This is a genomic window from Desulfovibrio sp. SGI.102, assembly GCF_050314315.1.
In the GTDB taxonomy this organism is placed as follows: Bacteria; Desulfobacterota; Desulfovibrionia; order Desulfovibrionales; family Desulfovibrionaceae; genus Desulfovibrio.
Window position 1 is genome coordinate 16,812 of sequence record NZ_JBNPNC010000030.1, and the last position, 16,030, is coordinate 32,841.

General features: G+C 59.4%; 11 protein-coding genes and 1 tRNA gene. 4 read left to right on the forward strand and 8 right to left on the reverse strand.

Going from position 1 to position 16,030, the window contains the following annotated elements; genetic code table 11:
* The first annotated feature begins 216 nt into the window (after nt 1–216).
* Nucleotides 217–1,539: a magnesium transporter gene (gene mgtE, locus ACQRCJ_RS07905; protein WP_239463818.1), complete on the forward strand. Its 1,323-nt coding sequence runs from the start codon at nt 217–219 to the stop codon at nt 1,537–1,539.
* Between the two features lie 33 nt (nt 1,540–1,572).
* A complete protein-coding gene (locus ACQRCJ_RS07910; RefSeq protein WP_168934835.1) occupies nt 1,573–2,241 on the forward strand; it encodes a response regulator in 669 nt (222 codons plus the stop codon).
* 364 nt (nt 2,242–2,605) lie between these two features.
* Here the strand turns inward: ACQRCJ_RS07910 and ACQRCJ_RS07915 are convergent, their stop codons facing one another.
* The 4 genes from ACQRCJ_RS07915 to ACQRCJ_RS07930 form a co-directional block, all read right to left on the reverse strand.
* Nucleotides 2,606–3,547 carry a LysR family transcriptional regulator gene (locus tag ACQRCJ_RS07915; protein WP_427799598.1) on the reverse strand — a complete coding sequence of 314 codons (942 nt, stop codon included), beginning with the start codon at nt 3,545–3,547 and terminating at the stop codon, nt 2,606–2,608.
* A gap of 309 nt (nt 3,548–3,856) precedes the next feature.
* On the reverse strand, nt 3,857–5,092 hold the full coding sequence (locus ACQRCJ_RS07920; RefSeq protein ID WP_168934837.1) for a dicarboxylate/amino acid:cation symporter: 1,236 nt from the start codon (nt 5,090–5,092) through the stop codon (nt 3,857–3,859).
* A 119-nt stretch (nt 5,093–5,211) separates the two neighbouring features.
* Complete coding sequence (locus ACQRCJ_RS07925; protein WP_427799599.1) at nt 5,212–5,694, reverse strand: GNAT family N-acetyltransferase; 483 nt, start codon at nt 5,692–5,694, stop codon at nt 5,212–5,214.
* Between the two features lie 281 nt (nt 5,695–5,975).
* Nucleotides 5,976–9,041, reverse strand: coding sequence for a hypothetical protein (locus ACQRCJ_RS07930; RefSeq protein ID WP_427799600.1), 3,066 nt, complete (start codon nt 9,039–9,041; stop codon nt 5,976–5,978).
* Between the two features lie 328 nt (nt 9,042–9,369).
* Between ACQRCJ_RS07930 and ACQRCJ_RS07935 the strand changes: the two genes are divergently transcribed.
* Nucleotides 9,370–11,130: a reverse transcriptase domain-containing protein gene (locus tag ACQRCJ_RS07935; RefSeq protein WP_427799601.1), complete on the forward strand. Its 1,761-nt coding sequence runs from the start codon at nt 9,370–9,372 to the stop codon at nt 11,128–11,130.
* 117 nt (nt 11,131–11,247) lie between these two features.
* On the opposite strand, the gene ACQRCJ_RS07940 is transcribed toward ACQRCJ_RS07935, so the two are convergent.
* The 4 genes from ACQRCJ_RS07940 to hisD all read right to left on the reverse strand — a co-directional run bounded on the left by ACQRCJ_RS07940 (nt 11,248) and on the right by hisD (nt 14,915).
* Nucleotides 11,248–11,339: transfer RNA gene (locus ACQRCJ_RS07940), tRNA-Ser, on the reverse strand.
* Nucleotides 11,340–11,878: 539 nt separating this feature from the next.
* Nucleotides 11,879–12,643: an enoyl-ACP reductase FabI gene (locus ACQRCJ_RS07945; RefSeq protein ID WP_006004296.1), complete on the reverse strand. Its 765-nt coding sequence runs from the start codon at nt 12,641–12,643 to the stop codon at nt 11,879–11,881.
* Nucleotides 12,644–12,687: 44 nt separating this feature from the next.
* On the reverse strand, nt 12,688–13,584 hold the full coding sequence (locus ACQRCJ_RS07950) for a phosphoribosylaminoimidazolesuccinocarboxamide synthase (protein WP_168934840.1): 897 nt from the start codon (nt 13,582–13,584) through the stop codon (nt 12,688–12,690).
* 26 nt (nt 13,585–13,610) lie between these two features.
* The gene (gene hisD / locus ACQRCJ_RS07955) at nt 13,611–14,915 is read right to left on the reverse strand and encodes a histidinol dehydrogenase (protein WP_168934841.1); all 1,305 of its coding nucleotides are present in this window, start codon (nt 14,913–14,915) and stop codon (nt 13,611–13,613) included.
* A 231-nt stretch (nt 14,916–15,146) separates the two neighbouring features.
* Here hisD and grpE point away from each other — a divergent pair, with 231 nt between their 5' ends.
* Nucleotides 15,147–15,716, forward strand: coding sequence for a nucleotide exchange factor GrpE (grpE, locus tag ACQRCJ_RS07960; protein WP_168934891.1), 570 nt, complete (start codon nt 15,147–15,149; stop codon nt 15,714–15,716).
* The last annotated feature ends 314 nt before the right edge of the window (nt 15,717–16,030 follow it).

Consider the following 16,030-nt stretch of genomic DNA (forward strand, 5'->3'; position numbering starts at 1 on the left):
GTTTGAGAGCTTTTTCACAACAGCGCAGCAAAAAAGCATTCTTTTTGTCACCAAGATGCTGTATGATACCGCCGTGTTGTGGGAGAAGTCCGTCGGGCAGGCAGAGGCCCGGCACGCGTACAGACGAGGGAGCTGATTGCCATGAGTGAACAAGAGAAGATCCAGACCGCAGACGACCGGCCGCAGATGGCGAACCCGATCCCCGAAGACGACGGGATGGCGGAAGGACATGGCATAAGCATACCCGAGGCCTGCCGCGAGCTGGGGGACGAGGCGGAATTCGTCCATCCCGCCGACCTTGCCGACCATCTGGAGAACCTGAGTCTGGAAAAGCAGGTCTGCGCCCTGCGCCACATGCCCACGGAGGACGCCGCCGAGGCCCTGGCCGAACTGGAAGGCAGCGTGGCCGTAGACGTGCTGGAGAACCTGGATGCCGACGTGGCCGCCCAGATCATCGCCGAGATGGAGCCCGACGACGCCGCCGACGTGCTGGACGAGCTGGACGAGGAACACCGCGACGTCCTGCTGGGCAAGCTGACGCGCGAAGATTCCGAAGAGCTGCGCAACCTGCTGAACTTCGACCCCGACTCCGCGGCCGGTGTCATGAACACCGAGCTGATCCTGCTGGAAGAGAACATGACGGCCGACGAGGCCATCACTCACATCCGCAGCGAGATGGAGGACAAGGAAAGCCCCTACTACGCCTATGTGGTGGACAAGAACGACAAACTGGTGGGGGTGCTTTCGCTGCGCGACCTGATGCTGGCGCGTCCCGGGACCATCGTGGGCGATGCCGTGTCGGGCCAGAGCGTGGTCTCCGTGCCCTATGACATGGACAAGGGCGAAGTGGCCAATCTGCTGTCGCACTACAATTATCTTGCCATGCCCGTCGTGGACTACGAAGGCCACATCATGGGCGTGGTGACCTACGACGACATCATGGACATCATGCACGAAGAGGCCAGCGCCGACATGCTGGGCATGGTGGGCGCCGACCCCGAAGAAAGCGTGGACACCCCCTGGAAGGAAAGCGTGCGCAAGCGCCTGCCCTGGCTGGTGGTGAACATGGTCAATTCGGCGCTTTCGGCATCGGTGGTCTACATGTTCGAGGGCTCCATCGCCCAGATGGCCGCCCTGGCCGTGCTCATGCCCATGGTGGCCAACCAGGCCGGGAACACCGGCCAGCAGGCTCTGGCCGTCATGATCCGGCAGCTGGCCACGGACCGCTTCGAGACCAAAAAGGCCTGGATGGCCGTGCTGCGCGAGGCCAAGATCGGCCTGGTCACGGGGCTTTTCATGGCCATGCTGGCGCTGTGCGGCGCCTGGGGCTTCACAGGCAACCCGCTGGTGGGTATGGTCATGGCTGGTGCGCTGCTGTGCGACATGATGCTGGGCGCGGTGGCCGGCGGTTCCATCCCCCTCATCTTCCGGGCCCTGGGACGCGACCCGGCCCAGGCTTCCAGCATCTTCCTGACCACCATCACAGACGGCGCGGGCTTCTTCATCTTTCTCGGGCTGGCCACCATGTTCCTTTTCTAGGCCTGCCCGGACATAACGCAAAGGCAGGTAGCCATGCACGACGTTTGCCGCATTTTGCTGGTGGACGATCACAAATTGCTCATGGAGGGCATCCGCAGCCTGCTGGCCCCCCACAGCCATTTGCGCGTGGCCGGCATGGCCCCCGACGGCAAGGAAGCCGTGGGCCTGGCCGCCACCCTGTCGCCCGATCTGGTCATCATGGACATCTCCATGCCGGGCATGAACGGCGTGGAAGCCAGCCGCGCCATCCTCCAGATCCGGCCCGAGACGCGCATCCTCATCTATACCGGTCACGAGGACCAGCGGCATCTGCTGGAGCTCATCCAGCTGGGCATCATGGGCCACGTCTGCAAAAGCGATCCGCCGTCCGTCCTGCTCCAGGCCATCGATGCCGTGCGGCAGGGGGAGGTCTTCCTCAGCTGTGCGGACCCCGGCGGCTGCATGGCGGCCCTCATGCGCCAGAACCGCCAGCGCCTCAGCCCCGCCGAGGGCGGGCCGGACATCGGCATGCTCTCGCCGCGCGAGAAGGAGATCTTCCGCTTGCTGGCCGACGGCTACAGCGTCCGCCAGATAGGCGATGCCCTCAACATCAGCCCCAAGACCGTGGAGACCCACAAGTACAGCGTACTGACCAAATTGCGCGCCGGCTCCATCAACGAGCTGACCAAGATGGCCATCCGCCTGGGCCTGGTCTCCCTGTAGTCCGCATTCGGGCCTGTCCTTCAGAGCGTTTCCGTACGCTTCCTGCCTGCTGTCCTTGCGGCGGTGCCGGCGGGGGAGCGTGTCCTTTCGGTGAGGCTTGTCTTTCGAAGGCCTCCCTGTGCGGCAGTAAGGCCTGTCGTTCCCGCAGGCGGCCCGTTTTTCCTCCCATCTCCCTTCAAATCAGCGCATATCAGCTCGCCCCTGGCTGCCCTGGGGCCTCCTGTGGCATCCCCGTCCTATACGGGATGGGGATGGTCTGCCATCCTGCGTCATGATGGCAGCGGTCTTGGTGCCGTACCTGTCTTCCGGGCAGACGGGATGAACAGGCACGGCCGTCTGTGGGCCCAAGCCTGTGCGAGCAGGCCTATGCCGTGGCGGGGTCGTCTTGTGGCGTCCCTGCCGCTGATGCTCCTTCCACGACGGGCCCGCCCCAGAGCGAGGCCTTCAGATAGTCCAGAAAGACCCTGGCCGGTTTGGAGAAGAGCTGCTGTTTTTTCCAAGCCACGTTCAGGCCCACTTCCATGGCCGGATGCAGGGGCCGGAAGCAGAGCGGGCCGTCTTCCGGCAGGCGGATGATCCTGTCCAGGCAAAGGGCATAGCCCATGCCTTCCTCGACCATGATCGAAGCACTATAGAGCAGGTTGTAGGTGGCCACCACCTGCAGGGCATCGTGCGTTTCCCCCAGCCAGCCTGCGACTTCGTTGTTGACCATGTTCTGCCGGGAGACCAGCAGGGGCAGGCCGCGCAGGTCCGCAGGGGCGACGGACGGCCGGGCTGCCAGCGGCGCGTCCTTGCGCATCAGGACGCCCCAGCGGTCCTTGACCGGCAGACGGAAGAACTCGTAGCTCGAAAGATCCACGGGCTCGATGAAGAGGCCGAAATCCACCAGATCCCGGTCTATCTTTTCCATGACGTCCTCGGCATTGCCGCTGAAGATGTGGAAGGTCACATGCGGGTGATCCTGCCGCATGCGGCGCGCGGCCCGGGCGATGAGGCGTATGGCGTCGGTCTCGCCGCCGCCGATGTGGATGTCACCGCTCAGCAGCTCGTCCGGAGCCTTGAGCTCCGCCGTGGTCTTTTCCAGCAGGCTGACGACCTCCTGCGCCCGCTTGCGGAAAAACGTACCTTCCTCCGTCAGGGTGATGCTCCGTTTGCCGCGCAGGAAAAGCGTCTTGCCCAGCTCTTCTTCCAGCTCCTGCATCTGCCGGGACAGGGTGGGCTGGGTCACGTGCAGGGCCTCGGCGGCAGCGGAGATGGTCTTTGCCTGCGCGACCGCCAGAAAATAGCGGAGGGTCCTCAATTCCATGTGATGCTCCTTTGCCGGGATGCCGGGTGTTGATGCCTGCTGCTGGTGTCGCTGGCCGTCAGGGCCGGTCAGAGAGGGCGGAAGATCTGCGGGGCTGGCCCCATGGCCTGCGCAGCGGGTACAAAAAATCCCCGCCGGGCGGGGCTGGGAACGGCAGGGACACTGAGCGGGGGACGAGGCGGAGGCCTCCTGCCGCTGTCTGTGCCCCTGTCGGAAAAGAACGTTGCCGGAAAAGGGATATCCGGGAGAGGGGCCCCGCATGGCACGGGGCCTGCCTCTTCCCGAAACGTCCTTGTGCGGTGACGGGACTTATTCGTCCTGCAGGGCGGCGCCCCGCTGGGGATCGAAGTCGTTCTCCGTGCGGGAGATGAAGATGGCCGCGGTGGCGTCGCCCAGCACGTTGATAGTGGTACGGGCCATGTCCATGACACGGTCGATACCGGCCACCAGGGCGATGGCTTCCAGCGGGATGCCCACATGGGTGAAGATCATGGAGAGCATGATCAGGGCCGCGCCGGGCACGCCCATGGTGCCCACGCTGGCCAGCAGGGCGATGAGCAGCACGGAGATCTGTTGGTCCAGGGGCAGGGGCATGCCGTAGATCTCGGCGGCAAAGATGGTCACGATGCCCATGTAGATGGCCGTGCCGTCCATGTTGATGGTGTTACCCAGCGGGATGGAGAAGCTGGAGACGCTGCGGGAGGCGCCCAGCTTCTGCACACAGGTCAGGTTGGTGGACAGGGCTGCGGCGCTGGAACAGGTGGTGAAGCTGGTGAGCAGCGGGGCGCTCAGGCCGCGGAAGAAGGTGCCGGGCTTGAGACCGGCGTAGCGGATACAGGGCAGGTAGGTGATGATGACGTGGATCAGGCAGCCCAGGTACATGATGCCGATGAGCTTGATGAGCGGCAGCAGCACTTCCAGCCCGTGGTTGGACACGGTGTAGGCCATAAGGGCAAAGACACCGATGGGCGCGTAGTGCATGACCATGCTGGTGACGCGGATCATGACTTCGCTCATGGCGTCGAAGAAGGCGGCGGCAGGCTTGGCCTTGTCACCGCACAGGCTGATGGCCATGCCCACCAGCACGGCGAAGAAGATGATCTGCAGGATGTTGCCCTTGGCCAGGGCATCCACGGGGTTCAGGGGCACGATGCCCATGAGCACCTGCACCAGCGAGGGCGCGGCCACTTCCTTGGCGCTCAGGTTGGCGGTGGAAAGGTCGAGCCCCACACCGGGCTGGAAGATATTGCCCAGGATAAGGCCGATGGCCACGGCCAGGGCCGTGGTGGCGAAATAGAAGACCAGCGTCTTGGCGGCCACGCGGCCCAGACGGCCCACATCGCCCACGCTGGCGGCGCCGGAGACCAGGGTGGCCAGCACCAGCGGTACGACGACCATGCGGACGAGATTGATGAACAGGTCGCCGAACGGCTTGAAGAAGGCGGCGCTGATGCCCAGCTTGGGGGCCAGCGTGCCCACCAGTATGCCCAAAACCATGCCGATGCCCATTTGCAGGGGCAGGCCCATTTTCTTGCGTGCGCTCATAGGAACCTCACTGCGTGTTGCGTAATGTCACGATACTGTCGCCGACAGTAAGCAAGATTCGTTCCGCACGCAACGTTTTCCTTGCCGGGGAATATGGCGGGGGAGGGACCTCTGGGGCGTTACAGCGGGCAGCGCATGTCATACCAGCAGGCCTGGCCGTGCTGGCTGTCGGAGCGCCCCAGCAGCCGGAAGCCCATTGAGCTGTAGAAGGGGATCAGCCGTTCCTTGCAGGTAAGGACTACATCTTCCTTGCCCCGCTGCCGGGCCACTTCCAGAAAATGGCGGACAAGGGCCGCGCCGATGCCCTGATGCTGCCGCTGCGGATCCACCACCAGCCCGAAGACGGCCTGATGCGGGGCCTCCTCACGGTGCAGTCCGGCATCGTGGTAGAGCTCGTCCCGGCAGGTATCGAAATCGGTCATGCAGCCGTTGATATGGCCCACGATGGCGCCGTCATCCTCGGCCACGAAAAAACAGTGGGGAAAGACGGCAAAACGGGCGGCAAAGCTTTCCGGCGATGCGGCTTCGGCAGGGGGAAAACCGCGCGCCTCCAGAGCGGCGATGGCGGGCAGGTCTTCGGGGCGGGCTTGTCTGATATGCATGGAAGCTCCTGGACGGGGCCCGCCGGAGCGGACCTTGAGGTTGATAACGGGCCGTCGCGGGACGGCATGACGGCTCGAAGGATGTCCGGCCGTCCAAGGGAAAAGGTTTTTCAGGGCGGGCAACAGGAGCACCTGTGCCCCTGTGTGTGCCGGTAGAGGAAACAATGTCTCTTTTCCGCCGTCCGTGACGGATGGGCCGCGGCGGTGTCCGCCAGTCCCCGGGGACTCACGGACACCGCCGGAAGAGAGAACAGGGATGCTTCCCGCAAGGGCGGCACGCGTTACGCTGCCTTCTTCGTGAACAGGTTCCTGCGGGCGGCTTCGGACCGGATCTCCTTGCGGTAGCTGTCGTGCTGACGCAGGTAGAAGGCCAGCGCGTTGGCGAAGTTGTCGCCCAGCAGCCCGTCGAGGACCTGGCTGGAGATCTCGCGTTGCAGGCGCAGCAGGGAATGCAGGGCCAGGATGCCTTCCACTTCTTCCGTGGGCATGCTGCCCAGACGACGCCAGAAGATGTCGTGCGAACGGGGCAGATAGTACCACATGTACATCAGGTCGAGCAGATGGACGATGGCCTGCCGGGCGGCGTTGGGGTCCTTTTCCAAAAGCTGCTGCCAGAACTCGCGGGGCTGCTCCTGCATCAGGCGCCGGATGGTGGCCTGGGGGAAGAGCAGGGCCAGTTTCACGAGATTGTTGAATATCTGGCTGAACTTGCTGTCGTACTCCAGGGTGCGCATGCGCAGATACATGTTGCGGTCCGCAAAACCTTCGATGACGGCGGCCACGATGTCCGAGGAGCACTTGGAGACGATGGCGGCGCAGTTCTGCAGGGCGCCCACCGGGTCGGCGATGCCCAGCCAGACGAAGCAGACCAGCAGGCCCTTGCCCAGCACGATGGACAGGGGGATGGAGATGGCGCTGCGGAACAGGTTGCCCACGACAGCTTCCTTGGGCAGGCCGCGGAAGATGTTGTGCCCTGATATGTAGACGCTGTTGATCATGGCGATGACCGTATAGACCGCCAGCTCGTTGTTCTGGACCGTGATGCCGAGCCAGTCCTCCAGCAGCCACATGCGGACGACCACCTCCAGCAGGGGGACGGATATGCCCGTGTAGAGCAGGGAGTCCGCCATGCGGCTCCAGCTCACATAGCGGTTCCAGGGCAGGAGCATGGAGCGGCAGAAGGCCCCGCCGCCCACCATGGATTGCAGGACATTGCGCACGGCCGTGATGGCGAACCAGAGCAGGGCGCCGATCCAGGTCAGGATCCACCAGCTGTCCACGTACCAGAAGGCCCACTGCGCGGGGATGAAGCCCAGCAGCACCTTGAGCACGTTCACCAGATTGCTGTTGAAGTAGTGGACGTTCCAGGGGGTGGCGGCATCGCGCATCATGCTCACGGGATCGTGCTGTTCCGCGTTGATGCCGCGGGAGTCCACGCCGCCAAGGGTCACCAGGTTGCCGCCGTCGGGGCTGATGGTGGTGGTCTTTTTTTCCAGCTCCCAGCCACGGACCACGCGACAGCCCAGATGGTGCAGCAGGGGCAGGCGGCGCAGGGTCTGGAGCCAGCGCGGCAGGGTCGCGGGCTCGTGATAATGGGTGAAGCCGTAGATGTCGGTATGCACGGGCAGGGTCAGACGCTGGCCGCTCTTTTCATGACGCAGGGCGGCCCGGGCCTGCGGGGGCAGGGTCTCGGTGAAGACAAGGCCCATGCCGTGCGTCATGTGCGAACGACTGGTGGAGTCCGTGCCGATGCGCGAGCCGAGCCACGAGAGCTCGTAAAAACTCCGCAGCTGGGTCAGGTTGTCCTGCACTTCCAGCAGCAGGTCCCGGCGGGGCGAATCCGCGGGTTCGTCCTGCACGATCCGGCGGACAACCTGCTTGAGGCGCAGGGGGCTGCCCTCGTTGATGGCCCGCTGCAGCTCGTTGATGGCCTCGATATGCGGCAGCTGGCCCTTGGACCAGGTGCGCAGGTTGAACAGTTCCAGATGGGTGATGAGCCCCTTGCCGCGCCAGAGCAGTTCCAGCGTGTCCTGTACGTTCAGCCCTTCCAGGCCCAGGATCATCTGGCAGGGGTGCAGGGGCACCAGGGACTGCAAAAGGACTTCGGGATCGCGCAGCAGCACTGGGGGCAGATCCTTGTGGGGCGCCACGGGGAACAGGATATCCGGGTTGGCCTGCGGTCCCAGCCATTCCTGGCGCAGGCTGTCGGGCATGAGGCCTTCCATGGCTTCCAGACGGGCGCGCAGGCGGGCGGCTTCTTCATCCGTGCCGTTCCGCCGGGGATCGTTGCGGAGCTCTTCCAGAGCCTGTTCCAGGGCAGGCTGCCATTGCTGGAGGATGTATTCGGCCAGATGCAGGGACGAAGGCTGGCGCTGGCCCACGAAAGCCAGAAAGGCGTCCGCATCCAGCGGGGGCGGAGGCGGGACTTCCAGCTTGCGGGCCAGGGTGGCCGCGTGCTTCTGGTTCCAGGCCTGGAGCAGGCGCAGGACATGCTGGCGCATCCACTGGTTCACCGTGGCGTATTCCTTGAGGATGGCCGCGATGTCCGGGCGCTGGAGCAATTTGATGAAGGCCCGGCTGCTGTGGACGTTGAGCGGCGACCAGGTGAATTCGATGAGCTTGTCATGGAAGGTGGCCCGGAACTCGATGCCGATGCGCACGGTGATGCCCATGATGCGGGCCGCGCGCAGCAGTTCGCTGGCGGCTTCGGGGTCCACGGTATTGTAGTAGACCACCGTGATGAAGCGCAGGCCCTTGAGCCAGGCATCCATGACCAGATGCGTAGGGCTCTTGCGGCCCTTGGTGTTGGCATCATGGACGTGGTGGTCGAAGGCCTGCTGGTTCCAGGCTTCGGGCATCTCCAGCAGATGATAGCGGCGCAGCAGCGAGCGGATGACGTGGGGCGTGCCGCGCACCGCCTGGTAGAAATCGTGGGCCAGCGGCAGCTGGATATGGACGTGCGGCGCGGCGCGGACCAGGTCTTTCATGATCTGGATCAGGACGCGGGCCGTATTCTTCTGCAGGCTGGAAAGGGCGGAGTAGAGGACCTCGTCATGCAGACGGCGCAGGGCCTGCAGGCGCTCCTGCGGGCCGCGGGCCTCCAGGCTCTCCAGCAGGATGATGACGGCGCGGGCGATGCGCATGCCGGGGTCCGTGGTCAGCTTGATGATGCCGCGCGGATGCAGGCCTTCTTCAGGCTGGGCCAGGCTCATGGACATGTTGCGGGCGGCCACGAAACTGTTGACCAGCTGGATCAGCTGATGGTCCTGCAGGTCGAACAGCCAGGACGCTTGCTTGTCCGGGCCGGAAGTGGTGACGGCATTGGCCGAATGTCTGGTGGCGCACATGACGGTTCCCTCTATTGCTGGAGATGCGGGCGGCACTGGCGGCGGCCAGCGGTCGCACGGATATGCCGGGTCGTCCCCCTGTGTGAAAGAAGAAAATGTGACAAATATCGTCGGGGATTGCAAATACCTACGAAGTATAATTTTATATAAATACTAGAAGCTAGTTGTGTTTTTTATTGAAAAAATATAAAATCAAATGAGGTAGGATGTTGTTGCCTCTTGCTGTTGATCCTGCAGCATTGAGTTGATATTGGAATCAGTTCTGCCTTGTTCTTACCAGGCTGGCTATGTACTTAATCTTAGCCGTAAAATAGCGCTAGAAATGGAAATGAGTGAACACATCCTACCTAAAACTATGAAAGAAGATCCTATAAATATATTTAGAAGAGCAACTAGTAAGCAAGAAGTGGCTTTTGCTCTTGGATTTAAGTATAACTATTTTTTATATCTTATTTACGGTAATGATATTGAGTCTCATTATACTGAATTTAACATTCAAAAAAGAAATGGGAAGCAACGTACTATTGCAGCTCCAGATGGGCGCCTTAAGCAATTACAAAAAAATCTTGCAGCTATACTAGTAAGAATTTATAAGCCTAAATATTGTGTAAAAGCATTTATTCCAGGATCTAATATAGTCTATAATGCATCACCACACCTAAGAAAAAAGAATATCCTTAAGATAGATTTAGAAGATTTCTTTCCATCAATTCATTTTGGACGTGTTCGCAATCTATTTACAGCAGTTTTTAATTTCCCAATAGATATATCGACAATGCTTGCACGTATTTGTTGTTATAAAGGCGCACTTCCACAAGGTGCTCCTACGTCTCCTATTGTCTCAAATATGATTTGCCTTCGCTTAGATGGAGAATTATCTCGTCTAGCAAAAGATAATCGTTGCGCATATACACGTTATGCAGATGATATTACATTATCAACAAATGAAGATAATTTTAGTAAGGCAATTTTAAGAGAACAGTCTCCATTGTTATTGTCGGAAAAAATTATTGAAGTTATTGAAAAAAATAATTTTTTTAAAATAAATAGATATAAAACTCGTTTAATGGTTAAAAATGATAGTAAATTTATAACTGGCGTTAAGGTTAATGAAAAAATAAATGTATCACGAAGAAAATATAGGGAAGTTCGGGCAATGTTGCATGCTGTACAACATTTTGGCCCAGAGCTTGCCCTTATTGAGCATTTAGCTAAGTATGATAAACGATGTACTACTTCTCAACGTGGGGATATTTTTAAAATAATTGATGGAAAAATTTCTTTTATATCTATGGTAAGAGGGGAAGGTGATTATTTAGCTGCTAAATTGAAAGTGAAATCTGCATTTTTAAAAGAGTCATTTGGGCGAAAAATAAATTATGATAATTTAGATATTTTGCAATCATCTGTTATTAATACTAACAAATATATAATTGTTATTACAGAAGGTAAAACAGATAGGATGTATCTTTCTCTTGCGCTACGAATTTTGCAGAAGCGCGGTAAATTTACGGATTTAAATATATTGTTTTATATCTTGCCAAAAACTGCAGGCTGTGGAGTATGTAAAAACGATTTGGCAGCTTTAAATACTAAGGGGCTATTTCTAAATTGTAGTTTATGTAAAAAGATTTATATATTTGATAGGGATATTGATAATCAGAGTAGATATTTTTGTAAAACTGAGCATGGAGAAGTTCCAAAGTATTGGGGGAATAATACATGGTCATTTATTTTACCAATTCCATATTTTAGAAAAAATATTGATAAGGCTGTATCTATAGAGCATTTCTTGATTGATGATAGATTGTTTTCTCTCGATGATGATGGTAGACGATTATATTTTTATGGTGAGTTCGTGCAGGCAGGCGAACAACTTGTTCATCAGAATGATAGCTCAATATCGATAAAAAAACAAAAAAAAGAATTTTATACTATAATTGATGATAAAGTTATGCAAAATAAAAAAAATATTGCTCGTAGTAAATATAGTTTAGCCGTAGATGTATTTGATTCTGATTATATAGATGACGTATCATTGCAAGCATTTTCAGAAATATTTGAAATAATAGAGCGTATCGCAAAATAAGCATCGATGCTAAAGAAGGTCACCGACCTTACGGGCGGTGCCCTTCTTGTTTTATTGGGAATCTGAGATTTCTTATATGAAAAAACCCGCTGATTTCTCAGCGGGCTATTTTCTTAGTGGCGGAGAGGAAGAGATTCGAACTCTTGGTACGCTTTTAACGTACACACGATTTCCAATCGTGCTCCTTCGACCAACTCGGACACCTCTCCGTGTCGTGAAGACCTGTTCTTTATAGGCAGAATCTTTAGCTTTGGCAAGCAAAAAATCGCAATTTTCGCAAAAAATTTTTTCTCTAAAAAATTAGCTGTTATTTCAGCTTGTTATCATCGCTGTTTTTCGTCTCCATCTTCCGCCGGAGATGGTCACAGCTGCCCACTCACGGGGCGTGATGACGAAAAGGCGTCCCGGCCCTGCCCCTGGACAGGGCCACGGCAAGGACGATGACCAGCAGGACGAGCAGGGCTTGCCACATGGCCTAGTCCTTGCGGTCCCTGTCTTCTTCGCGCTTTTTTTTGCCCATCATGTAAAAAAAGCCCAGCACGGCCACACCGAAGGCCACGATGCCGGCCAGATTGAGCATGAAGATGGTATCCATACGATCTCCTGAAAGACTGTCCGGGGTGTCCCGGAGTTCGTCCGTTGCTACCGGAAGGCCCGGCAGGGGAGCGGGGTGGTCCCGCCCCGCCGTTGCCGGGCCGTCAGCATCAAGAAAAGGCTTGGCCGCCGCGGCAGCCGCCTGATGGTCGTTTTAGATGCCCAGCTGGCTGAAGCCGCTGTCCACGTAGATGACTTCGCCGGTCACGCCGTGGGAGAGCTCGGAGGCCAGGAACACGGCGGCACCGCCCACATCGGCGGTGGTCACGTTACGGCGCAGGGGAGCGTGCTCTTCCACGCGGGTAAAGATGTTCTTCAGACCGGAGACGGCGGAAGCGGCCAGGGTCTTGATGGGGCCGGCGCTCAGGGCATTGACGCGCACGCCCTTTTCGCCCAGGTCGTAGGACAGGTAGCGCACGGAAGCTTCCAGAGCGGCCTTGGCCACGCCCATGATGTTGTAGCCGGGGATGACCTTGGTGGAACCGTGGTAGGTCATGGTCAGCACCGAAGAACCGTCATGCAGCAGGGGCTCGAAAGCGCGGCAGACGCCGGTGAGGGAGTAGGCGGAGATGTCCAGGGCCAGATGGAAACCGGCGCGCGACGTATCCAGGAAGCGGCCGCTCAGGTCTTCACGGTTGGCAAAGGCCACGGAGTGGACCAGGATGTCCACCTCGCCCCACTTTTCCTTGACCAGGTCGGCGGCGGCCTGGATCTGGGCGTCGTCGGTCACGTCACACTGGAAGGTGAACTCGCCTCCCAGTTCTTCGCTCAGGGGCTCAACACGCTTTTTGATGGCGTCGCCCACATAGTTGAAAGCAAGGCGGGCGCCCTGTTCCTTGAAGGCATTGGCGATGCCGTAAGCGATGCTCTTGTTGTTGGCCAGGCCCAGGATCAGGGCTTTTTTTCCTTGAAGCAGCATGTAATATCCTCCAGAAAAGTCGCCTTGGCGACGGTGACCACAGGTTAGATGGTGAATTCTTTGCCCGTCAGGATGTGGTAGGCCTCACGGTAGCGCCGGGCCGTGGCGTCCACGACCTCGGCAGGCAGGGCAGGCGCGGGCGGCTGCATGTCCCAGGGCTGGGAGGTGAGCCAGTCGCGCAGGTACTGTTTGTCGAAGCTGGGCTGGCTGCGGCCGGGTTCGTACTGGTCCGCGGGCCAGAAGCGGGAAGAGTCGGGGGTCAGCACTTCGTCGATGAGGCGCAGTTCCCCGTCCACGAAACCGAATTCGAACTTGGTGTCGGCCACGATGATGCCGCGGCTGGCGGCATAGGCACGTCCGGCTTCATAGATGGCCAGGGTGGTCTCCCGGACCTTGCGGGCCACGTCCTCGCCCAGCAGGCGGGAGGCCTCTTCCGGGCTGATGTTCTGGTCGTGCTGGCCCAGCTCGGCCTTGGTGGAAGGCGTGAAGAGGGCCGTTTCAAGCTTGTCCGATTCCCGCATGCCGGCAGGCAGCTGATAGCCGCAGAGCGTGCCGGTCTTCTGATAGTCTTTCCAGCCCGAGCCGGAAATGTAGCCGCGTACGATACATTCCACAGGCAGGGGCTTTGCCTTGCGGACCAGTACGGCACGCCCTTCAAGTTCGTCCTTCCAGGGGGCAAGGGCGGCGGGGAACCGGTCCACATCGCTTTCCACCAGATGATTGGGGATGATGTCCTTGAACTTGTCCATCCAGAACAGGGTGATCTGGTTCAGGATCACGCCCTTGTAGGGGATGGGCTTGTCCATGATGACATCGAAGGCGGACATGCGGTCGGTTGTGACGATGAGCAGGGTCTTGTCGTCGATGTCATAGATGTCGCGGACCTTGCCGCGGGACAGCAGCGGGTAAGCGCTGATTTCAGTCTTGGTGGTGATGCGCATAGTCTTGATCCAGTTTGTTTAAGGCACTAGCGCTTGCTGCGGATCTCCACGGAACGGGCGTGGGCCTCCAGCCCTTCCAGACGGGCCAGAGAAGCAATGGCAGGCGCGTTTTCCAGCAGGAAGGCCGGCGAAGTGGCCACGATGCTGGTTTTTTTGCAGAAGTTCTGGACGGAGAGCGCGGAAGAGAAGCGCGCGGTCCGCAGGGTGGGCAGCACATGGTTGGGGCCCGCGAAGTAGTCCCCCACGGGTTCGGGGCTGTGCTGGCCCATGAAAATGGCCCCGGCATGGCGGATGTGGGGCAGCAGGGCCCAGGGATCGCGCACGCACAGTTCCAGATGCTCGGGAGCCACGCGGTTGGCGATGGCCACGGCGGTCATGATGTTGGGCACCACCACGATGGCGCCCCAGTCCATGAGGGACTTGCCCGCGATCTGGGCCTTGGGCAGCTGGCTGCACTGCTTTTCCAGTTCCTGCTGCACCTGTTCGGCCAAGGTGATGTCGTCGGTGAGCAGGATGGCGGAAGCCAGCATGTCGTGCTCGGCCTGGGAGAGCATGTCCGCGGCCAGCCAGTGCGGGCGGGCGGAGCTGTCGGCCACCACCAGCACTTCACTGGGGCCGGCCACCATGTCGATGCCCACCGTGCCCTGCACCAGACGCTTGGCCGTGGCCACATAGATGTTGCCGGGACCGGCGATGACGTCCACAGGGTCGATGCTCTGGGTGCCGTAGGCCATGGCGCCGATGGACCAGGCGCCGCCCACGCGGTAGATCTCGTCGATGTCCAGCAGGTGGGCCGCCGCCAGGATGTGCGGGTTGATGGTGCCGTCCTTGCGGGGCGGGGTGCACACGGCCACGCGGGGCACGCCGGCCACCAGGGCGGGGATGGCGTTCATGAGCATGCTGGAGAGCAGCGGGGTGTTGCCGCCCTGGCCGCCGGGCACATACAGGCCCACCCGGTCCACGGGCAGCACGCGCTGGCCCAGGATGCTGCCGTCAGGCCGGGTCTGGAACCAGGATTTTTCCAGCTGTTCTTTATGGAAGGTGCGGATGTTGTGGGCGGCTTCGCTGATCTGCTCGCGATGTTCGGGAGAGATGGAAGCGGCGGCCCAGGCGATGTCCTGCTCGCTGACGCGCAGGGGCGCGGCAAATTCGGGACAGTCGAAACGGCGGGTATAGTCGATCAGGGCCTCATCGCCCTTTTCACGTACATTGGCGAGGATCTCGCGCACGCTGCCCTCAACGCTGTCGCCGGGGTTGAAGCGGCCGTCGAGCCACTGCGAGGCCTTGACCCATTCCTGCTCGGACTGCAGGTGCAAAATTCGGCAAATCATGGAATATACCTCAAGAAAAGAACGCCACCGGAGGGCGCGTGGACGCGCGGAATTGCGCGTCGGACGAATATAGCGAAGGCGTGCGCCAATGTCGAGACTTCCGTGCAGGAGGCCGTTGCCAGGGTGTCAGCCCCTTGACAGTACGGCAGTGCGTATTTACTCAATACTAGCCGGCACAACGCCGGTGCATTTCTGGGAGGAACCATGGATCGTCACAACGAGAACGATGATATGCATATGAAGGACACGCAGAACACGGAAGCGCAGGAAGAGGCCTGTGCCGGTACCGAGGCCGGGGATGCCGGGGACGCCGTGCAGACCCTGCCGGAAAATCTGGAAAGCCTGTGCCACGAACATGTGTGCCCCAACTGCACCGAAAAGCGCGATGCCGATGACGCACGCCTGCGCGCGGCCGCGGAAATGGATAACTTCAAGAAGCGCCTGAAGCGCGAGCACGAGGAACAGATCCGCTATGCGGCGGAAAAGGTCATGAGCGACCTGCTGCCCACGCTGGACAACCTCGATCTGGCCCTGCAGTACGGCAGCAAGGACGAGGCCTGCAAGGACATGCTCCAGGGCGTGGCCATGACCCGCAAGCTGCTGCTGGAAGCCGTGGCGCGTCACGGTCTGACCCCCGTGGGCACGGCCGGTGAGGCCTTCACGCCCGAACTGCACGAAGCCGTGGGCTTTGATGCCGAGGCCGATGTGGAAGCCGGGGCCGTGGCCCGCGTTCTGCAGAGCGGCTACAAGCTGGGCGAGCGTCTGCTGCGCCCGGCCAAGGTCATGATCAAGCAGGGCTAAGCGCCGTTATCCGCAAGACAGCCGGAAGGGCCTTCCCCATATGGGGAGGGCCCTTTTTTGTATACAGACATACGGATCAGGGGACTCTCATCAGGGCCCGGGGAGCCCTCTCCTCTGGTCCGGCATCCTTATCAAAGGCTTTCATCCGACATAGCGGCGGTTCTCCGCCAGCGGCTTCAACTGGGACATCTTCGCGATACCGTGGTCCGGTATCCTCAGACAAGTATGTACGGGGCATGCCGCGTTGGCCTTCCCTGCGGCAGCGCCGGGAAGCCCGGCAAAACAGCTTGACTTTCAAAAGCGTTGCACTCTAG

What these genes read in the sequence shown, in the direction of transcription:
- mgtE (WP_239463818.1), top strand. Translation starts at nt 217, where the DNA reads ATGGCGGAAGGACATGGCATAAGCATACCCGAGGCCTGCCGCGAGCTG.
- ACQRCJ_RS07910 (WP_168934835.1), top strand. Translation starts at nt 1,573, where the DNA reads ATGCACGACGTTTGCCGCATTTTGCTGGTGGACGATCACAAATTGCTC.
- ACQRCJ_RS07915 (WP_427799598.1), bottom strand. Translation starts at nt 3,547, where the DNA reads ATGGAATTGAGGACCCTCCGCTATTTTCTGGCGGTCGCGCAGGCAAAG.
- ACQRCJ_RS07920 (WP_168934837.1), bottom strand. Translation starts at nt 5,092, where the DNA reads ATGAGCGCACGCAAGAAAATGGGCCTGCCCCTGCAAATGGGCATCGGC.
- ACQRCJ_RS07925 (WP_427799599.1), bottom strand. Translation starts at nt 5,694, where the DNA reads ATGCATATCAGACAAGCCCGCCCCGAAGACCTGCCCGCCATCGCCGCT.
- ACQRCJ_RS07930 (WP_427799600.1), bottom strand. Translation starts at nt 9,041, where the DNA reads ATGTGCGCCACCAGACATTCGGCCAATGCCGTCACCACTTCCGGCCCG.
- ACQRCJ_RS07935 (WP_427799601.1), top strand. Translation starts at nt 9,370, where the DNA reads ATGAGTGAACACATCCTACCTAAAACTATGAAAGAAGATCCTATAAAT.
- ACQRCJ_RS07945 (WP_006004296.1), bottom strand. Translation starts at nt 12,643, where the DNA reads ATGCTGCTTCAAGGAAAAAAAGCCCTGATCCTGGGCCTGGCCAACAAC.
- ACQRCJ_RS07950 (WP_168934840.1), bottom strand. Translation starts at nt 13,584, where the DNA reads ATGCGCATCACCACCAAGACTGAAATCAGCGCTTACCCGCTGCTGTCC.
- hisD (WP_168934841.1), bottom strand. Translation starts at nt 14,915, where the DNA reads ATGATTTGCCGAATTTTGCACCTGCAGTCCGAGCAGGAATGGGTCAAG.
- grpE (WP_168934891.1), top strand. Translation starts at nt 15,147, where the DNA reads ATGCATATGAAGGACACGCAGAACACGGAAGCGCAGGAAGAGGCCTGT.